The sequence below is a fragment of the uncultured Xylophilus sp. genome (assembly GCA_913776965.1).
Taxonomy (GTDB): Bacteria; Pseudomonadota; Gammaproteobacteria; order Burkholderiales; family Burkholderiaceae_C; genus Xylophilus.
The window spans coordinates 1-17,931 of record CAJYQL010000013.1 but is presented as its reverse complement, the minus strand read 5'-3'; the positions used below and the strand labels follow the sequence as shown (position 1 = coordinate 17,931).

The 17,931-nt window shown below is 72.4% G+C and carries 17 protein-coding genes and 1 other RNA gene; 11 read left to right on the top strand and 7 right to left on the bottom strand.

The features are described 5' to 3' along the window. On the top strand, positions 1 to 282 hold a 282-nt coding region (locus QZ500_RS01465), incomplete at its 5' end, for a hypothetical protein (RefSeq protein ID WP_295849918.1). A gap of 36 nt (positions 283 to 318) precedes the next feature. On the opposite strand, the gene QZ500_RS01460 is transcribed toward QZ500_RS01465, so the two are convergent. Genes QZ500_RS01460 through QZ500_RS01450 form a run of 3 tightly spaced genes read right to left on the bottom strand, consistent with a single transcriptional unit; the run spans position 319 to position 3,158 of the window. After that, entirely contained in the window at positions 319 to 816 is a 498-nt protein-coding gene (locus QZ500_RS01460; RefSeq protein WP_295849916.1) for a CreA family protein, read from the bottom strand. 31 nt (positions 817 to 847) lie between these two features. Then, positions 848 to 2,188: a glucarate dehydratase gene (gudD, locus tag QZ500_RS01455; RefSeq protein WP_295849913.1), complete on the bottom strand. Its 1,341-nt coding sequence runs from the start codon at positions 2,186 to 2,188 to the stop codon at positions 848 to 850. A gap of 1 nt (position 2,189) precedes the next feature. Beyond that, on the bottom strand, positions 2,190 to 3,158 hold the full coding sequence (locus tag QZ500_RS01450) for a tripartite tricarboxylate transporter substrate binding protein (protein WP_295849911.1): 969 nt from the start codon (positions 3,156 to 3,158) through the stop codon (positions 2,190 to 2,192). 156 nt (positions 3,159 to 3,314) lie between these two features. On the opposite strand from QZ500_RS01450, the gene QZ500_RS01445 reads away from it, so the two are divergent. The 7 genes from QZ500_RS01445 (at position 3,315) to QZ500_RS01415 (ending at position 10,941) form a co-directional block, all read left to right on the top strand. Continuing rightward, complete coding sequence (locus QZ500_RS01445) at positions 3,315 to 4,355, top strand: LacI family DNA-binding transcriptional regulator (protein ID WP_295849909.1); 1,041 nt, start codon at positions 3,315 to 3,317, stop codon at positions 4,353 to 4,355. A gap of 141 nt (positions 4,356 to 4,496) precedes the next feature. Next, positions 4,497 to 5,180, top strand: coding sequence for a YetF domain-containing protein (locus QZ500_RS01440; protein WP_295849907.1), 684 nt, complete (start codon positions 4,497 to 4,499; stop codon positions 5,178 to 5,180). 86 nt (positions 5,181 to 5,266) lie between these two features. Continuing rightward, positions 5,267 to 6,322, top strand: coding sequence for an SMP-30/gluconolactonase/LRE family protein (locus QZ500_RS01435; RefSeq protein ID WP_295849905.1), 1,056 nt, complete (start codon positions 5,267 to 5,269; stop codon positions 6,320 to 6,322). Positions 6,323 to 6,408: 86 nt separating this feature from the next. Continuing rightward, complete coding sequence (locus QZ500_RS01430; protein WP_295849904.1) at positions 6,409 to 7,617, top strand: L-dopachrome tautomerase-related protein; 1,209 nt, start codon at positions 6,409 to 6,411, stop codon at positions 7,615 to 7,617. 83 nt (positions 7,618 to 7,700) lie between these two features. Further along, positions 7,701 to 9,344, top strand: coding sequence for an MBL fold metallo-hydrolase (locus tag QZ500_RS01425; RefSeq protein ID WP_295849902.1), 1,644 nt, complete (start codon positions 7,701 to 7,703; stop codon positions 9,342 to 9,344). A 173-nt stretch (positions 9,345 to 9,517) separates the two neighbouring features. Further along, entirely contained in the window at positions 9,518 to 10,279 is a 762-nt protein-coding gene (locus QZ500_RS01420) for an RNA pseudouridine synthase (RefSeq protein WP_295849901.1), read from the top strand. A gap of 104 nt (positions 10,280 to 10,383) precedes the next feature. Next, positions 10,384 to 10,941, top strand: coding sequence for a DUF427 domain-containing protein (locus QZ500_RS01415; protein WP_295849899.1), 558 nt, complete (start codon positions 10,384 to 10,386; stop codon positions 10,939 to 10,941). A 135-nt stretch (positions 10,942 to 11,076) separates the two neighbouring features. Here the strand turns inward: QZ500_RS01415 and rnpB are convergent. Continuing rightward, positions 11,077 to 11,523, bottom strand: an RNA gene (gene rnpB, locus QZ500_RS01410) — RNase P RNA component class A. Between the two features lie 103 nt (positions 11,524 to 11,626). On the opposite strand from rnpB, the gene cysK reads away from it, so the two are divergent. From cysK to QZ500_RS01395, 3 genes are all read left to right on the top strand, one after another. After that, positions 11,627 to 12,556, top strand: a complete 930-nt coding sequence (cysK, locus tag QZ500_RS01405; RefSeq protein ID WP_295849897.1) for a cysteine synthase A — start codon at positions 11,627 to 11,629, stop codon at positions 12,554 to 12,556. Positions 12,557 to 12,581: 25 nt separating this feature from the next. Next, entirely contained in the window at positions 12,582 to 13,766 is a 1,185-nt protein-coding gene (locus QZ500_RS01400; RefSeq protein ID WP_295849894.1) for a J domain-containing protein, read from the top strand. A gap of 304 nt (positions 13,767 to 14,070) precedes the next feature. Further along, a complete protein-coding gene (locus QZ500_RS01395; RefSeq protein WP_295849891.1) occupies positions 14,071 to 15,738 on the top strand; it encodes an NAD(P)/FAD-dependent oxidoreductase in 1,668 nt (555 codons plus the stop codon). 51 nt (positions 15,739 to 15,789) lie between these two features. On the opposite strand, the gene QZ500_RS01390 is transcribed toward QZ500_RS01395, so the two are convergent. The 3 genes from QZ500_RS01390 to QZ500_RS01380 form a co-directional block, all read right to left on the bottom strand. After that, entirely contained in the window at positions 15,790 to 16,782 is a 993-nt protein-coding gene (locus QZ500_RS01390) for a tripartite tricarboxylate transporter substrate binding protein (RefSeq protein WP_295849889.1), read from the bottom strand. Positions 16,783 to 16,831: 49 nt separating this feature from the next. Next, positions 16,832 to 17,602 (bottom strand): class II aldolase/adducin family protein, encoded by a 771-nt coding sequence (locus QZ500_RS01385; protein ID WP_295849887.1) that lies wholly within the window; start codon positions 17,600 to 17,602, stop codon positions 16,832 to 16,834. A 67-nt stretch (positions 17,603 to 17,669) separates the two neighbouring features. Further along, positions 17,670 to 17,931 (bottom strand): FAD-binding protein (locus QZ500_RS01380; RefSeq protein WP_295849886.1); only part of this gene is annotated, 262 nt, incomplete at its 5' end.

Here is a 17,931-nt window from a genome sequence, read left to right as displayed (position 1 = left end):
CGGCTCTGGCGGGCCGCCAATCCGCAGCTGCCGCCCGACCGGCGCCAGGCGCTGGTCGATGCCCTGATGGTGGCTCGCCGCGACGTGGGCCGGGCGCTGCGGACCGACGATCCCGAGGCACTGCGCGCCGCACGCAGCCGGGTCGATGCGGCCAAGACCGCGCTCGGCGAACGCGGCACGCCCTGGTGGACCGACGGCGCGCCCGACCTCAACCGCCGGATGGTGCGGAACACACCCTACGCCGCCTGGTACGCGGCGCTCGACCCCGCGGCCGACCGCTGACCGGCCGCGCTGCCCGTCCGCTTGCTCGCCCCCTCGTCAGCGCGCGGCGACCGGGATCGGCGTGGCGCGGTCCACCGGCACCGCGGTCACGCTGTTCTGCGGCGAGCCTTCGATCACCCGGTCGGAGTAGGTCAGGTAGACCAGCGTGTTGCGCTGGCGGTCGACCATGCGCACCACCCGCAGCCGCTTGAAGACGAGCGAGATCCGCTCGCTGAACATCTCTTCCTGCTGCGGCAACGGCTTGCCGGCCGGAAACGCGACTGGGCCGGTCTGCCGGCAGGCGATCGCCGCCTCGGCCTTGTCCTCCGCCAGCCCGACCGCGCCCTTGATCCCGCCGGTCTTGGCGCGGGAGACATAGCAGGTGACGCCCTGCACCTTCGGGTCGTCGTAGGCATCGACCACGATCTTGTGGTCGGGGCCGATCAGCTTAAAGACGGTATCGACCTCGCCGATGGTCTCGGCCCGGCCCGGCACGGCGGCCAGGGCGCAGGCCGCGGCCAGCGCCGCGCGCAAGACCGGAGAAAAACGGTGCATGGAAGTCTCCTGGAAACGGGAGCCCGGATTCTCACCGCACCATGCAGGGCCGCTTCGGGTCGAAGGTCCAGCCGGGCAGCAGGAACTGCATCGCCTGCGCGTCGTCGCGGGCACCCAGGTCGTGCTGCAGATACAGCTGGTGCGCCTTCTCCACCTCGGCCATGTCCAGTTCCACGCCCAGGCCGGGTTTCTGCGGCACCTCGACATAGCCGCCGCGGATCTGCAGCGGCTCCTGCGTCAGGCGCTGGCCGTCCTGCCAGATCCAGTGGGTGTCGATCGCCGTCACGCGGCCCGGTGCGGCCGCGCCGACGTGGGTGAACATCGCCAGCGACACATCGAAGTGGTTGTTGGAATGCGAGCCCCAGGTCAGCCCGAAAGCCTGGCACAGCTGGGCTACGCGCACCGAGCCGGCCATCGTCCAGAAGTGCGGATCGGCCAACGGGATGTCGACCGACTGCAGCGACAGCGCATGCGCCATCTCGCGCCAGTCGGTCGCGATCATGTTGGTGGCCGTCGGCAGGCCGGTGGCGCGGCGGAACTCGACCATCACCTCGCGGCCGCTGAAGACGCCTTCCGCACCGCACGGGTCCTCGGCATAGGCGACCACGCCGCGCATGCGCTCGCCGAGCCGGATCGCATCCTTCAGCAGCCAGCCGCCGTTGGGGTCGAGGGTGACCCGGGCCTCGGGGAAGCGGCGGTGCAGCGCGACGACCGCATCCACCTCGTCGTCGCCGGCGAGCACGCCGCCCTTCAACTTGAAGTCCTGGAAGCCGTAGCGGGCCTGGGCCGCTTCGGCCAGGCGCACCACCGCCTCGGGCGTCATGGCGGCTTCGTGGCGCAGCCGCTGCCAGTCGTCGGCGCCTGACGGCTCGTCCTCGGGGCGGGCATAGGGCAGGTTCGTCTTCGTGCGGTCGCCGACGAAGAACAGGTAGCCGAGCATCTGCACCCGGTCGCGCTGCTGGCCTTCGCCGAGCAGCGCCGCCACCGGCACTTCCAGGTGCTGGCCGAGCAGGTCCAGCAGCGCCGACTCCACCGCGGTGACCGCGTGGATCGCGACCCGCAGGTCGAAGGTCTGCTTGCCGCGGCCGGCCGCATCGCGGTCGGCGAACTGCGCCCGCATGCGGTTGAGGACCGCATGGTGGGCGCCGATGGGCTGGCCGACCACCAGGCTGCGGGCGTCCTCCAGCGTCTGGCGGATCTTTTCGCCGCCGGGGACTTCGCCGACGCCGGTGGCGCCGGAGCTGTCCTGCAGGATCAGCAGGTTGCGGGTGAAGAACGGCGCATGGGCGCCGCTCAGGTTCATCAGCATGCTGTCGCGGCCGGCGACCGGCACGACACGCAGCGAGGTGACGACGGGGGTGGAATGCGCCATGTCAGTCGGCCTTGATGTTGCGGGACTTGATGAGGTCGCGCCAGCGCACGTACTCGCGGGCCTGGAACGCGGTGAACTGGGCGGGCGTGCTGGCGACGATCTCCAGGCCCTGGTCCTGCATGCGCTTCTTCACGGCCGGCTCATTGATGGCGGCGATGGCCGCGTCGGCGACCTTGTCGCGCACCGCGGGCGGCAGGCCCTTCGGCGCGGCCAGGCCCTGCCAGGAATAGACCTCCGCGCCCTTCACCCCGGCTTCGGCCAGCGTCGGCACGTCCGGCAGCACCGGCGAGCGCTTGTCGCCGGTGACGGCCAGCGCCCGCAGCTTGCCAGCGCGGATGTGCTGCAGCACCGCGTTCACGTTCTGGAAGGAGTACTGCACCTGGTTGCCGAGCAGGTCGTTGATGGCCGGTGCACCGCCCTTGTAGGGGATGTGCAGGCCGTCGGTGCCGGTCTGCTGCCAGAACACCTCGGCCGAAAGATGGTCCGACGAGCCGTTGCCCGAACTCGCGAAGCTGACCTTGCCGGGCTGGGCCTTGAGCTCGGCCACCACGTCGGCCACGGTGCGGGCCTTCTGGTCGGGCGATGCGACCAGCACGTTGGGCGCCTGGACCGGCACGCTCAGGTAGTCGAAATCGCGGGTCGCGTCGTAGGGCGTGCTGGCCAGCAGGTGAGGCGTGACCACGAAGGCGCCGAGCGAGGACACGAGCAGCGTGTACCCGTCGGGCGCGGCCCGCTTGACCTGGCCGGCGCCGATGGTGCCGGTCGCGCCCGGCCGGTTGTCCACCAGGAAGGTCTGGCCGAGCCTGTTCTGCATCTCGGTCGCCATCGCGCGCGCCACCATGTCGGTGGAGCCGCCGGCCGGGAACGGCACGACGATGGTGACGGTCTTCTCGGGCCACGTAGCGGGCTGAGCCAGTGCCCCGGCGGTGGCGCCGAGCCCGAGTAGCAGGGCGGCGATCAATGTCTTCATGAGGACCCCGGTAGTTTGAAATATAGGAGTACCTGCGGCAAGAACGCGCAAGTTAACGTTAACAATCGGATTGTTGTTCCGAAGAATGGTGCATGGTGCGCGGGTTTTCCCTAGTCGAATGGCCGCGATGCGTACGCCGCCTAGACTCGGCGGCACATGCCGTCTCCTCCTGCTCTGCCCGCCGATCCCCCGCCGCGCCCCGCGTCCCGCGTCGCCGTCACGGTGCACGACGTGGCGCGGGCGACCGGCGTCTCGGCGATGACCGTGTCGCGGGTGCTGCGCACGCCCCAGCAGGTGAGCGAACGCACCCGGCTCGCGGTGCAGGAGGCGGTCCGCGCGCTCGGCTACGTGCCCAACCTGGTCGCCAACGGCCTGCGGTCGTCGCGCAGCAACCTGGTGAGCGCGCTGGTGCCGACGGTGCAGGGGTCGCTCTTCTCGGGCATGGTGGGCGCGCTCACCGAGGCGCTGGAGCGGCGCGGCTTCCAGCTGACCGTCGGGCAGATCGGCTATGGCCGATCGCGGGAGGACGATCTGCTGCGCGCCATCGTGGGCCGTCGGCCCGACGGCATCGTGCTGACAGGCATCCTGCATTCGCCCGAGAGCCGGACGATGCTGGCCGCATCGGGCATTCCGGTGGTCGAGACCTGGGATGCGACCGACGATCCGATCGACATGCTGCTGCGCGTCTCGCACGACGCCATCGGCCGCGCGGTCTGCGACTACCTGCACGCCCGCGGCAAGCGCCGCCTCGCAGTTCTGACCGGCGGCGACCCCCGCGCGCTGCGGCGCGCCGACGGGCTGGCTGCCCGTGCGGCCGAACGCGGCCTGGCCGGGCCGCCGGTGCACCTGCTGGATTCGCCCACCACCCACCGCCACGGCCGCGAGGGCCTGCGGGCGCTGCTGGCCGCCACGCCGGGGGTCGACGGGGTGTTCTGCAGCTCCGACCTGATGGCCGGCGGTGTGCTGACCGAGGCGCGCGCCCTCGGCATCGCGGTGCCGGAACAACTGGCGGTGGTGGGCTTCGGCGACCTGGATTTCGCCGCGACCCTGCTGCCGTCGCTGACCAGCGTGCACATCGACGGCGCGGCCATCGGCGCCCTGGCGGCCGACATGATCGCAGCCCGTGCGGACGGCGCGGCGGTGGCCGAGCGCACGGTCGACATCGCCCACCGGATCGTGCCGCGCGACAGCGCCTGACGCCGCCCTGCCCCGCCGGGGCGTACGGGCGGACCGCGGCAGCGGGCGACACGCCGACTCCTGTTACCGGAGCCTGGCGGCACTGCAGAAAGAATGCCGGTCGCCGTCCGCCCCTCCGCCCTGCCCCCTCTTCGCACCCCCATGGAACTCGACTTCCGCGACATTTTCGCGCAGGACTTCAGCCTTGCCTTCGGCGTCGAGGTGCTGCTCCGCACCCTGGTGATGTTCTCGGTGATCCTGCTGTTCCTGCGGCTGTCCGGAAAGAAGGGGGTGCGCCAGCTCACCCTGTTCGAGGTGGCGATCGTGATCGGCCTCGGCTCTGCCGCCGGCGATCCGATGTCCAACAAGGACCAGCCGATCCTGCCTGCGCTGGTCGTGTTCCTGACGATCCTCGGCTTCTACCGCTTGGTCACCTGGCTCGCGAGCCGCAGCGAGTGGATGGAGCGCCTGTTAGAGGGCTCCCCGCTCTATGTGGTCGAAGACGGCGTGTTCGTGCGCCGCGACGGCGAGCACGATTTCGGCAAGGACGAGTTCTTCGCCGAGATGCGGCAGCAGGGCGTGTCGCACCTGGGCCAGCTGCGCACCGCGATCCTGGAGACCAACGGCGCGCTCAGCTGCTACTTCTATCCCGACGACGAGGTGCGGCCGGGCCTGCCGATCCTGCCGAAGGAGTACGAGCGCAAGAGCCGCACCGTGCCGGGACCCGGCCGTTATGCCTGCACCTGCTGCGCCCACACCTTCGAGCTGCCGGGCGGCGCCACGCTGTGCCGCCAGTGCGGCGGCGAAGAGTGGGTGGCGGCGCTGGACGGCACCCGTACGCCCTGAGCGGCAGCCATCGCCCCGGGGCAGGCGTTCTGCCTGCTCCAACAGCGGCTTACAACGTGCGCGGCACGGCCCGGTAGCCTGCCGCCATGCCTTTGACGCCTCCTGTCTCGCCGGTCCCGCATCCTTGCGCGGCGGCCGTTTCGTCACTAGCACGCCGCAGCCTGCTGCACGCCGTCACCGGTTTGGCTGCCGCGGCGGTGCTGCCGGCCGGAGCCGCCCAGACCGCATGGCCGGCGGTGATCGAGCCCGCAGGCCCCGGTGCGCTCGACGGCGTGGTCGTGCCCGGCGCCGCGATGCGCACCGTCTATACGGAAGGCCGCTGGTGCGAGGGCCCGGTCTGGTCGCCGACCGACGGCGGTCTGGTGTTCAGTGACGTGCGGTCGAACCGCCTGATGGCGTTGCGCGGCGGCGCCGACGCGCAGGCGACGGTGCTGCGCGACCCGTCGAACTTCAGCAACGGCAATGCGCTGGACCGGCAGGGCCGGCTGCTCTCCTGCGAACACGGCGGGCGCCGCGTCGTGCGTCGCGAGGCCGACGGCCGCCTCACCGTGCTGGCCGACCGCCACGACGGCCGGCGGCTGAATTCGCCGAACGATCTGGTGGTCGCCCCCGACGGCGCCGTCTGGTTCACCGACCCGGTGTTCGGCATCACCCAGCCCGACGAGGGGTTCCAGGCGGAACCCGAGCAGCGCGGCCGCTACCTGTTCCGGCTCGCGCCCGACGGCCGGCTCGCCGTGGCCGCCGACGGCTTCGACCAGCCCAACGGCATCGCCTTCGCGCCCGACTTCCGCACGCTGTATGTATCCGAGGCAGGCGCCGCCCGCGACCCGGACGGCGGCGGCCGCGAGATCCGCGCCTTCGACGTCGGTTCGGAGGGCCGGCTGTCGCGCGAACGGCGGTTCGCCCGGCTCGACACCGGCATTCCCGACGGGCTCAAGACCGATGCCGCCGGCCGTGTCTATGCCGCCACCGGCGACGGCGTGCGCATCTGGGCGGCCGACAGCACGCTGCTCGGCCTGGTCCGCACCGCCGCGGCGTGCGGCAACCTGGCCTTCGGCGGCAGCGACGGCCGCACGCTCTATGTCTGCAGCGGACCGCACATCCATGCGCTCGCGCTGCGCAGCTGGGCCGCATGGGCCTGACTGCCGTGGGCGCGGACATCCGCATCCGTGCCTGACGCCTTTTTCTGCTTCCACCCCTTCGCCATCACTTTCCCGAACGTCCGCCCATGCCACCCGCACCCCTCGCCCGTCGTCACCTTCTCGCCGGCTCGCTCGGCGCCACCCTCGCCGCCACCGGCTGCGCCAGCAGCGGTACGCCCTCCGCCGCCGCGCCGGGCCCGGCGCCCGACAGCGCACGGCCGGACCGGGCCGGGCTGGAACTGGTGCGCGCGATGCGCTGCCCCTCCACGCCCACCGGCATCGCCCTGTCGCCCGACGGGCAGCGGCTGTTCGTCTTCATGCCGCGCTTCGACGCCCAGGTGCCCTACACCGTCGGCGAAGTCCGGCCGGACGGCAGCGTCGTGCCCTGGCCCGACGCCGAGCGCAACCGGCCCGATCCGCAGCGGCCGCAGGTATCGCTGGTGCATGTGCCCAACGGCGTGTTCGACGCCGCCGGCCGGCTGTGGCTGCTCGACGCCGGCCTGGCCACCGGCTCCGGCGCGCCGATGAACGGGGCGCCGAAGCTGCTGTGTCTCGACATCGCCGACGGCCGGGTGCTGAAGACGGTGCCGCTGTCGGCGGCGACGGTGCCGACCTCGTCGCTCAACGACCTGCGGGTACGCGCTGGCGGCAGCGGACGCGAGGTCGCCTACATCACCGACCAGGGGCAGGACGGCAAGGGCGCGCTGATGGCGGTGGACCTGGCCAGCGGCCGGGCGGTGCGCCGCCTGGCCGAGCACGGCAGCACCGCATCGGTCAAGGGCGTGCTGAAGATCGTCGAAGGCCGGCCGGTCGAGCGGGTGGATGCGTCCGGCCAGCGCCAGCCGGTGCAGGGCGGGGCCAACGGCATCGCGCTGTCGCACGACGGCGCCACGCTGTACTACGCACCGCTGATGGGCCGGCGGCTCTACGCGGTCGACACCGCCGCCCTGCTGGACGCACCGAGCGACGCGGCGGTCGCGGCCACCGTGCGCGACCTGGGCGAAAAAGGCATGACCGGCGGCCTGGCCTGCGACGACCGCGACCGGGTCTACCTCACGCTGCAGGAGTCCGAAGCGGTCGGCCGGCGCCATCCGGACGGACGGATCGAGATGCTCGGCACCGATCCGCGGCTGCTGTGGCCCGACACCTTCCACATCGCCCGCGACGGCTGGCTTTACGTGAATGCCGCCCAGGTGCAGCGCCGGCCCGAATACCACGGCGGCACCGACCGGCAGCAGCCGCCCTACCTGCTGTTCCGGCTTCGGATCGACGCCGGCCCGGCAGCGGTCGGCTGAGCGCGCGGCGGTCTCCGGAGGGACAGGGCCGCTGCGGGTTCGCCGCGATGCAGGCGCGGCACCGCGCCGGCAGAATCGTCCGCATGGTCCGTCCTTCCCAGCTGCTGCATCCGCCCTTCACCCCTGTTCCCGCACGCACCGCCGCCACCGTCCTGCTGCTGCGCGACACGCCCGCCGGCATCGAGGTGCTGATGACCCGGCGCTCCGGCAAGGCCCGGTTCGCGGCGGCGATGTACGTGTTCCCCGGCGGCGGCATCGACCCGCAGGACGCGCAGTGTCACGCCCAGGCCGCACGGCGCGCCACGCAGGACGACCTGCAGCTGACCCAGGCGATCGCCGCGATCCGCGAGAGCTTCGAGGAACTGGGCGTGCTGCTCGCGCGCCACCGCGACGGCCGGCCGGCCGATGCCGCCGACATCGCGGCAATCGACCGCCACGGCCCGTTCGCCGAACAGTGCGCCGCGCGCGGCCTGCTGCTGGCGGCCGACACGGTCTGGCTGCTGGCGCACTGGACCACCTCGCGCGACCGGCCGCAGCGCTTCGAGGTGCCGTTCCTCGTCGCCCGCATGCCCGACGGCCAGGAGCCGGTGGCCGACGAGGCCGAGCAGTTCGACCCGGTTTGGTTGCGGCCGGCCGATGCGCTGGCGCGCCATGCCGCCGGCAGCCTGCAGATGATGTTCCCGACGGTGCGCACGCTCGACTGGCTGGCCGACCAGCTCAGCGTCGATGCGGTGCTGGCCGCCTGCGCGGCACGCGACGGGGTGGAGGCGCCGCTGTGGATCTCCCATCCGCGCGGCGGGCTGGTCGGCGGCGCGGAAGCGCGGTTCATGGAGCGCGACGCACCGTTCGGCGAACTGGCGCTCGTCTGCCCGGACGGGCAGCTGCTGCATCCGCTCGACTGGCAGCACGAACGGGCGGTGCCGCTGCTGAAGAACGTGCTGCGGCTGACCGCCGGCAACCCCGGGGCGATGACCGGCCCCGGCACCAACAGCTACCTGGTCGGCGAGCCGGCCACCGGCTATGTCTGCATCGACCCCGGCCCGGCCGATCCGGCGCACCAGCAGCGGCTGTTCGATGCGGCGGGCGGCGACATCCGCGCGATCGTCTGCACCCACTCGCATCCCGACCATTCGCCCGGCGCCCGGCCGCTGCAGGCGCTGTGCGTCGCAGCGGGCCGTCCGGCGCCGCCGGTGCTCGGCTTGCCCTCGGCCCCGACCGCGCGGGAGGACAGCCGGTTCGTGCCCGACCGGGCGCTATTGGATCAGGAGCACATCACGCTCACCGGGCCTGCACAAACCCATGATTTGTGCGTCATCCACACGCCGGGCCACGCCGCCAACCACCTGTGCCTGCTGCTGGCCGACGACGGCCTGCTGTTCAGCGGCGACCATGTGCTCAACGGCAGCACCACCGTCGTCGCGCCGCCCGACGGCCACATGGGCGACTACCTGGCGTCGCTCGACCGGCTGGCCGCGGCCTGTGCGGAACACCGGCTGGAATTCATCCTGCCGGCCCACGGCCACGTACTGCACGACGCGGCCGGCGCCATCGCGCGGCTGAAGGCGCACCGGCTGCGGCGCGAGGCCAAGGTCGCGGCGGCGCTGGCGGCCCGGCCCGACGGCACGATCGACGACTGGCTGCCGCTCGCCTACGACGACGTACCGCCGGCGATGTGGCCGGTGGCGGCGCGGTCGCTGGCGGCGCACGTCGCGCATCTGCGGGGTTGAAGCGGGGTCGGGCGGGGTCGAGCCGAGTCGAGGCGCGGCGGCGGCACGACCGGGGCCGGTCCGCGGCCCGCGCCGGGACACGGGCCGTGGACCGGCCTACACTGCGCCCCTCCCCGCCCGGCCGCCCCGCCGGTCCGGCGCCTGGCCGCCTTTCCCCGACACCGCTCCACCCGATGCCCCTTCCCGCCGCCGACGACTCCATCCGCCTGTCCCGCCGTGTCTCGGAGATCGCCGGATGCTCGCGCCGGGAGGCGGAGCTGTACATCGAAGGCGGCTGGGTGCGGGTCGACGGGGCGGTCGTCACCGTGCCGGGCGCCCGGGTCCCGCCGCGCGCAGCGGTCGTGCTGGCCGAGGGCGCGCGCGCCGAGCCGCTGCCGCCGGTCACGCTGCTGCTGCACAAGCCGGCCGGCTTCGAGGCCTGGGAGGACGCCGACGCCGGCCGCCAGCCCGCCCGGCGCCTGCTGGTGCCCGAGCGCCTGCAGCCGGGCGACCGCTCCGGCATCCGCCCGGTGCCCAAGCATTTCGAGCAGGCCTGCCTCACGCCGCTGGAGCCGGCCGCGACCGGGCTGGTGGTGTTCAGCCAGGACCGGCGCATCGCGCGCAAGCTGCTCGAGGACGCGGCGCTGGTCGAGCACGAACTGATCGTCGACGTCGCCGGCGCGGTGTCGCCCGAGGTGCTGGACCGGCTGAACCGCCCCCCGGTGATCGACGGCCGCGCGATGCACCCGTCGCGGGTCAGCATCAGCCGGCAGAACGATGCGGCGACCGGCCTGCGTTTCGCGAGCAAGGGCCACTGGCCCGGCCGCATCGCGCAGATGTGCGCCGGCGCCGGACTGTCGTTGCGCGGCATGCACCGGATCCGTGTCGGCCGGCTGACGTTGGCGGGGCTGGAGCCGGGGCAGTGGCGTTACCTGCTGCCGTACGAACGGGTGTAGGGTGGCGGGCCGACCGTGGAGTCGGCCCCGCGGCTGCGGCCGTTGCCGGCGGCGCAGGCACCGCCCCGCACGACCCGTTCGACGCCGTTGACGAAAGGTTTCCTATGCCCCGCAGCGATCCCGACTGGCTCGCCAGCGCCCGTGCCCAGTGGCACTGGCGCGGCCAGGAACGCCCGCCGTTCGCTGACGTCCCGGCGCCGGGACAGGTCTCGGTGTGGGATTTCCCCCGCCCGCCGGAACTCGTGCGCGAGGAACGCGAGATCGTCGTGCGTTGGGGCGAGCGGGAGGTCGCACGCACCCGCGGGGCCTGGGCCGTGCGCGAGACGAGCCATCCGCCCACCTTCTACCTGCCCCTCGCCGACGTCCGCCCGGGGCTGCTGCAGCCGGCCGGCAGCGGCTCCTTCTGCGAATGGAAGGGTCCGGCGCAGTACTGGGACTTGGTCGATGGCGCACGCCGCCTGGACCGGGTCGCCTGGAGCTATCCGCATCCCCTGCCCGGTGCCGAGCCGCTGGCAGACAGCGTGGCCTTCTATGCGCACGCGCTGGACTGCCGGGTCGGCGGCATGGTTGTCCGGCCGCAGCCGGGCGGCTTCTACGGGGGATGGATCACGCCGGACCTGGTCGGGCCGTTCAAGGGCGATCCGGCCAGCGCGGGTTGGTAGCGCTGCGGTGGCGGTCGCGGCGGTCCGCGCGGCCGGGCCGGTGCCCGTGAGTCCGCCCGCTTTCTTGCTACGCTTTCGATAGCTTTCAGCGCCCGTCCGACGGGCGCTGGAGCCCGAAAACATCGCGATAAGAAGGTGTGAAGTCCGCCTGTAAGCCGGATTCTGTGCACCGGCCATCCTTGCAGATGCCCGGCGTGACCGCCATTACTCTGGGCCGGGGGTCGCCCACCCGGCTCGGTGCTACCTACCCGCACACTCCCCGGGACCGGGTCGTCGTGTGCCTATTTGGTATTGCTGCGCGTAGAGATTGCCCGTTTCACCTCGAATGCGTTCCGCATTCGAGGTGGCTGTGGGCTTTCGCGGCTGACGCTGCGAACCGGTCGGCTTGCGCCGCCCGGCACCGGCTTGCGCCGGTGGCCCACAGAACACCCCTGTGGCCTGAACTCATTCGAACTCGTCTCTGTTGCTCTGATCCTCACCTCGCGGTGGAGAGCCGTTAGCTCCTACGCTGCCCTTCGCAGTCCGGACGTTCCTCCAGTGCGCTCTTTCGAGACATGCACCAGCGGCGGTCCGGCGGACTTCACGGGCGGGATTATCGCCGTGTCACCGGCAGCGGCGGTCGCTTTGCCAGAATGACGGGCTGTCGTCCGCGACGCCCCGACGCCCTTTTTTCCCCAGGAGACCCATGAAAGCCGACACCATCCTCGCCACCATCGGCGGCACGCCGCATGTCCGCATCCAGCGCCTGTTCCAGGGCATCGCAGGGTCCGGCCAGCAGGTCTGGATCAAGTCCGAGCGCAGCAACCCCGGCGGCTCGGTGAAGGACCGCATCGCGCTGGCGATGGTCGAGGATGCCGAGCGCTCCGGCGCGCTGCAGCCCGGCGGCACCATCGTCGAGCCGACCTCGGGCAACACCGGCATCGGCCTGGCGATGGTCGCGGCCGTCAAGGGCTACAAGCTGGTGCTGGTGATGCCCGACAGCATGTCCGTCGAGCGGCGCCGGCTGATGCTGGCGTACGGCGCGACCTTCGACCTGACACCGCGCGAGAAGGGCATGAAGGGCGCCATCGCCCGGGCCGAGGAGATCGTCGCGACCACGCCCGGCGCCTGGATGCCGCAGCAGTTCGAGAACCCGGCCAACGTCGCGGTGCACGAGCGCACCACCGCGCAGGAGATCCTGACCGACTTCCCCGACGGCATCCACGCGCTGATCACCGGCGTGGGCACCGGCGGCCACATCACCGGCGTGGCGAAGGTGCTGAAGGCGCGCTGGCCGGCGCTGCAGGTGTTCGCGGTGGAGCCGAGCGCCTCGCCGGTGATCTCCGGCGGCAGCCCGGCGCCGCACCCGATCCAGGGCATCGGCGCGGGCTTCGTGCCGAAGAACCTCGACGTGTCGCTGCTCGACGGCACGGTGCAGGTCGAGGCGGAGGACGCTCGCGAATATGCCCGGCGCTCGGCGCGCGAGGAAGGGATGCTGGTCGGCATCTCCTCGGGCGCGACGCTCGCGGCCATCGCACAGAAGCTGCCGGGCCTGCCGGCCGACGCGGTGGTGCTCGGCTTCAACTACGACACCGGCGAGCGCTACCTGTCGGTGGACGGCTTCCTGCCCGCATGAGGCACCGCCGCACGGAGCCGCGGCCGTGACGGCCGATTCCGCCGACTCGGCCGATCCGTCGGGCGGCGCGCTCGCCACCACGCCCGGCCTGGCGCTGGTGCCGGCCGTCGCCGCACCGCTGAACGCCGCCCAGCGCGCCTTCAACACGCTGGTGCGCCGCATCGAGGCCGAGCGGGCGCGGCTCGCCGCCTGGGAGGCCGCGCTGCCCGACTACCACCGGCGCTGGGGCGCGGATCTGCAGCCGCGGCTGGACGCCCGCCGCCGCGCCGCGGCGGATTTCGCGCACTTCCTCGACGGCGCCTACGGCTGGCCGGGCCTGTCCAATGCCGACCGGCGCCTGCTGGCCGAGGCGATCCGGGCGACGGTGCAGCCGCTGGTCGGCACGCCCCGAGGCGACGCAGACGACGACAAGGCCTCTGCGACCGGCATCGCCGCGTTGCGCCGCCTGCTCGACAAATACGCCGATCCGGCCGACACCGCCCGGCGCCCGGCACGCCGCTCGGGTGCGGACGCCTCCGCCCCGCCACCCGTCGACGCCCACGCGACCGCCACCGAGGACGACGACGACCCGTCGCTGTCCCCCGAAGCGCTCGCCGCCCGCATCGACGCCCGGCTCGAAACCGACCGCGCCCGTGCCGAAGCGGCCCGCGAGGCCGGCCGCGCCGCGCGCCGCCGCACCGCCGGCCAGCGCCGCGCCGCCGAGGACGCGCGGCAGGCCGGCCAGTCGGCACGCGACATCTACCGCCGCCTGGCGAGCGCCCTGCATCCCGACCGCGAGCCCGACGCCACCGAACGCGCCCGCAAGACGGTGCTGATGCAGCGCGCCAACGAGGCCTACGCCGCCAGCCGACTGCTCGACCTGCTGCAGCTGCAGCTGGAAGCCGAGCTGACCGACCCGGCCCGCATCGCCGCGCTCGGCGAGGCGCGCCTGGAGGCCTACAACCGGCTGCTGGCCGCCCAGCTCGCCGACGTGGACCGCGAGAACCGCGCGACGGCGGCGCGCATCGCCGGCGAACTGGGCCTGGGCCCGCAGGAGACGCTGTCGCCCGGCCAGATCCCCGCGCGCTTCCGCGAACTGCTGCAATGGCTCGATGCCGAGCGGCAGGCCCAGGTGCGCGAGCGCCGGGCGCTGGTCGATGCCGCCGCGCTGCGGCAGTGGCTGCGGGCACGCCGGCAGGCGGCCCGGCATGCGGGCGGCGGCGACGACTGAGCAGCGCAGGCCAGGCTTTGGGCCGACGCCTGCGGCGCACCGGCGTTCTTATGAAATAAATCGTGCTCTAGCGCCCGTCCCTACTTCGCAGGCAGCTATTAAATAAATAGCATCCAGATATTGGTGCATGGCGCGGTACGCGTGGGTCAGAACTCGTCTGCCCATCAGCCCGCCCCGCCAGTCGCGCAGGCCATGCGGGCACTGGCAAACCCATCGCCCCTGCGACGGCACCGGCCACCGCCCCTCCCGTATCATCGGCGCCCCTTCACCCTGCCCTGCCCGATCACCACGGGCCCGCCGCACGATGACGATCCGTGTTTCCGAGGTCAAGCTGCCGCTCGACCACGCCCCCGAGGCGCTCGCCGCCGCCGTCGCCGCCGCCCTGGGCGTAGCGCCCACCGCCCTGGCCGGCCTCCACGTCCACAAGCGCAGCTTCGATGCGCGCAAGGCCGACCTGCTGCAGGTCTACATCGTCGACGCGACGCTGGCCGACCCGGCGGCCGAGGCGCCGCTGCTCGCGCGCCATGCCGGCCATCCGCACATCGCGCCGACGCCCGACATGGCCTGGGTGCCGCCGCCGGGCGCGCCCTTTTCCGCGCCGGTGCGGCCGGTGGTCGTCGGCTTCGGCCCCTGCGGTATCTTCGCGGCGCTGGTGCTGGCGCAGCTGGGCCTGAAGCCGATCGTGCTGGAGCGCGGCAAGACAGTGCGCGAGCGCACCAAGGACACCTGGCGGCTCTGGCGCAAGAATACGCTGACGCCCGAGTCCAACGTGCAGTTCGGCGAAGGCGGCGCCGGCACGTTTTCCGACGGCAAGCTCTACAGCCAGATCAAGGACCCGCGCCACCTGGGCCGCAAGGTGATGCAGGAATTCGTCGCCGCCGGCGCGCCGCCGGAGATCCTCTACGTCGCGCGGCCGCACATCGGCACCTTCAAGCTGGTGAAGGTGGTGGAAAACATCCGCGCCCAGATCGTCGCGCTCGGCGGCGAGATCCGCTTCGAGCAGAAGGTGACCGACGTGCGGATCGAGGAGGGGCAAGTGCGGGGCCTGACCGTACTCGACCAGGCGAGCGGTGCGGTGCACGAACTGCGCACCGACCACGTCGTGATGGCGCTCGGCCACAGCGCGCGCGACAGCTTCGAAATGCTGCACCGCCGCGGCGTGTTCATCGAGGGCAAGCCGTTCTCGGTCGGCTTTCGGGTCGAGCATCCGCAGGGCCTGATCGACCGGGCCCGCTGGGGCAAGCACGCGGGCCATCCGCTGCTGGGCGCGGCCGACTACAAGCTGGTGCACCACGCGAGCAACGGCCGCGCGGTCTACAGCTTCTGCATGTGCCCGGGCGGCACGGTGGTAGCCGCCACCAGCGAGCCGGGCCGCGTGGTCACCAACGGCATGAGCCAGTATTCGCGCAACGAGCGCAATGCGAATGCCGGCATCGTGGTCGGCATCGACCCGTCGGACTACCCGACCGACTACCGGCACATCGACGTGCCGGCCGAAGCGCAGGGCCGGCCGCACGTGCTGGCCGGCATCGAGCTGCAGCGGCGGCTGGAATCGCATGCCTTCGTGCTCGGCGGCGGCACCTACGAGGCGCCGGGCCAGCTGGTCGGCGACTTCGTGGCCGGCCGGCCGTCCACTGCCTTCGGCGCGGTGGAGCCGAGCTACAAGCCGGGCGTGCGCCTGGGCAGCCTGCACGACGCGCTGCCCGACTACGCGATCGCCGCGATGCGCGAGGCCTTTCCGGCCTTCGCCCGCAAGATCAAGGGCTTCGACCTGCCGGATGCGGTGCTGACCGGCGTGGAGACCCGCACCTCGTCGCCGATCCGCATCGCCCGCGGCGAGGACTTCCAGAGCCTGAACGTGCGCGGCCTGTTCCCGGCCGGCGAAGGCGCGAGCTACGCCGGCGGCATCCTGTCGGCGGGTGTGGACGGCATCAAGGTCGCCGAGGCCGTGGCCCGCTCGCTGGCGGCCTGAGCCGGCGCGATCCTCGCGCAGCGCACGCCCTGTGCGTCCTGCACGTCCCCGTCAGTCCACCGTCACGCCGGCCGAGCGGATCACCCGCGCCCACTTCGCGGTTTCCGCCGCGATGAAGCTGTCGCACTGCTGCGGCGTGGAGCCTTCGGCGAAGGTGCCCATCGTCTGCTCCATGCGGGCGGTGATCTCGGGGCTGCGAATCAGCGCCGCCACTTCGGACGACATGCGCTGCACGATCGCGGCGGGCGTGCCGGCCGGCGCCAGCATCGCCGCCCAGGTGCTGCCGACCAGGGCCGGGTAGCCGAGCTCGGCGAAGGTCGGCACCTCGGGCAGCGCGGGCACGCGGCGGTCGCTCGCCACGCCGATGAGCCGAATCCTGCCGGCCTTGGCGGGCTGGATCAGGTTGGGCGGCGGGTCGAGGAACAGCTGCACCTGCCCGCCCATCAGGTCGGCCAGCGCGGGCGACGCGCCCTTGTACGGCACGTGCACCATGTCGATGCCGGTCACGGTGCGCATCAGCTCTGAGGTCAGGTGCGCCGCCGAGCCGCTGCCCGACGAGGCGTAGCTGATCTTGCCGGGGTTGGCGCGGCCGTAGGCGACCAGCTCGGCCATCGTCTTGAACGGCGCATTCGGCGACACCGCGGCCACCAGCGGCGACACGCCCATCAGCGATACGCCGGTCAGGTCCTTCTTCGGGTCGTAGGGCAGCTTCGGGTACAGCGTGGTGTTGGCGGCGAAGGCGGCGATGAACACGCCGAAGGTGGTGCCGTCCGGCGCGGCCTTGGCCACCGCATCGACGCCGATGATGCTGTTGGCGCCGGGCTTGTTGTCCACCACCACGGGCTGGCCGAGCCGCTGCTGCAGCCCGACCTGCACCAGCCGCGCCATCTGGTCGGTGAAGCCGCCGGCCGTGTAGGGCACGACGATGCGGATCGGCTTGGTCGGCCAGGCGTCCTGCGCGCGGGCCGGCAGCGTCAGTGCGCTGCCGGCGGCCAGGGCCGAGCCGGCCTGCAGCAGGCGGCGGCGGGTGGGATGAAGGGCCATGGGCGTGTCTCCTTTTTTGGGGGCGGGGGTGGGATCGGGTGGCGGCGGATCAGGTCCGGTAGCCCGGGTCCAGGCGGTCCAGCCGGCGCAGCAGGCCGGGCCAGGCCAGACCCGCGCCCTTGCCCTTGGTCACCTGCCGCGACTGCTCGACCGAGGTGGCGACGATCGCATCCGGGATGCGGGTGAGCGTGCCGCCGCCGGCCTGGGCCAGGATCTGGATGCGGCAGGCCGATTCGAGCGTGTACATCGACAGCAGCGCCTCGGGCACGCTGCGGCCGCAGGTCAGCAGGCCGTGGTTGCGCAGCACCAGGAAGCTGGCCTGCCCCAGGTCGGCCACCAGCCGCGGCCGCTCGTCGTCGTTCAGCGCCACGCCTTCGTAGCCGTGGTACGCGATGCGCGCGAGCGGGAAGATCGACTGCTGCGAGATCGGCAGCAGCCCGTCCTCCTGCGCCGACACCGCCACGCCATAGGCGGTGTGGGTGTGCAGCACGCACTGCACCTCCGGCCGGGCCTCGTGGATCGCGCTGTGGATCAGGAAGCCCGCCGGGTTCACGTCGTAGTCCGTCGCCATGACCGGCTCGCCGTGGTGGTCCACCTTGACCAGGCTGGAGGCGGTGATCTCGTCGAACAGCATGCCGTACGGGTTGATCAGGAACTGGTCCGGCTGCCCTGGTACGCGCGCCGAGATGTGGGTGAAGATCAGGTCGTCCCAGCCGAAATGGGCCACCAGCCGGTAGGCGGCGGCCAGCTCGACGCGGGTCTGCCATTCCTCGGCCGTGACCTGGGCGCGCACGCCGGCGGGTTCGGAAACATCGTGCATCGGGAACCTCGGTGAAGGGGGAAACGGGAAACGACGGCGGGCGCGGGGGAAGGTGCGACCAGGGCGCTCAGAGCGCCTTGACCATCTCCGGCACGGCGGCGAACAGATCAGCCTCCAGCCCGTAGTCGGCCACCGAGAAGATCGGCGCCTCCGGGTCCTTGTTGATCGCCACGATCACCTTCGAGTCCTTCATCCCCGCCAAGTGCTGGATCGCCCCGGAGATGCCGGCGGCGATGTAGAGCTGCGGCGCGACGATCTTGCCGGTCTGGCCGACCTGCAGGTCGTTGGGCGCATAGCCCGCATCCACCGCCGCACGGCTCGCACCGATG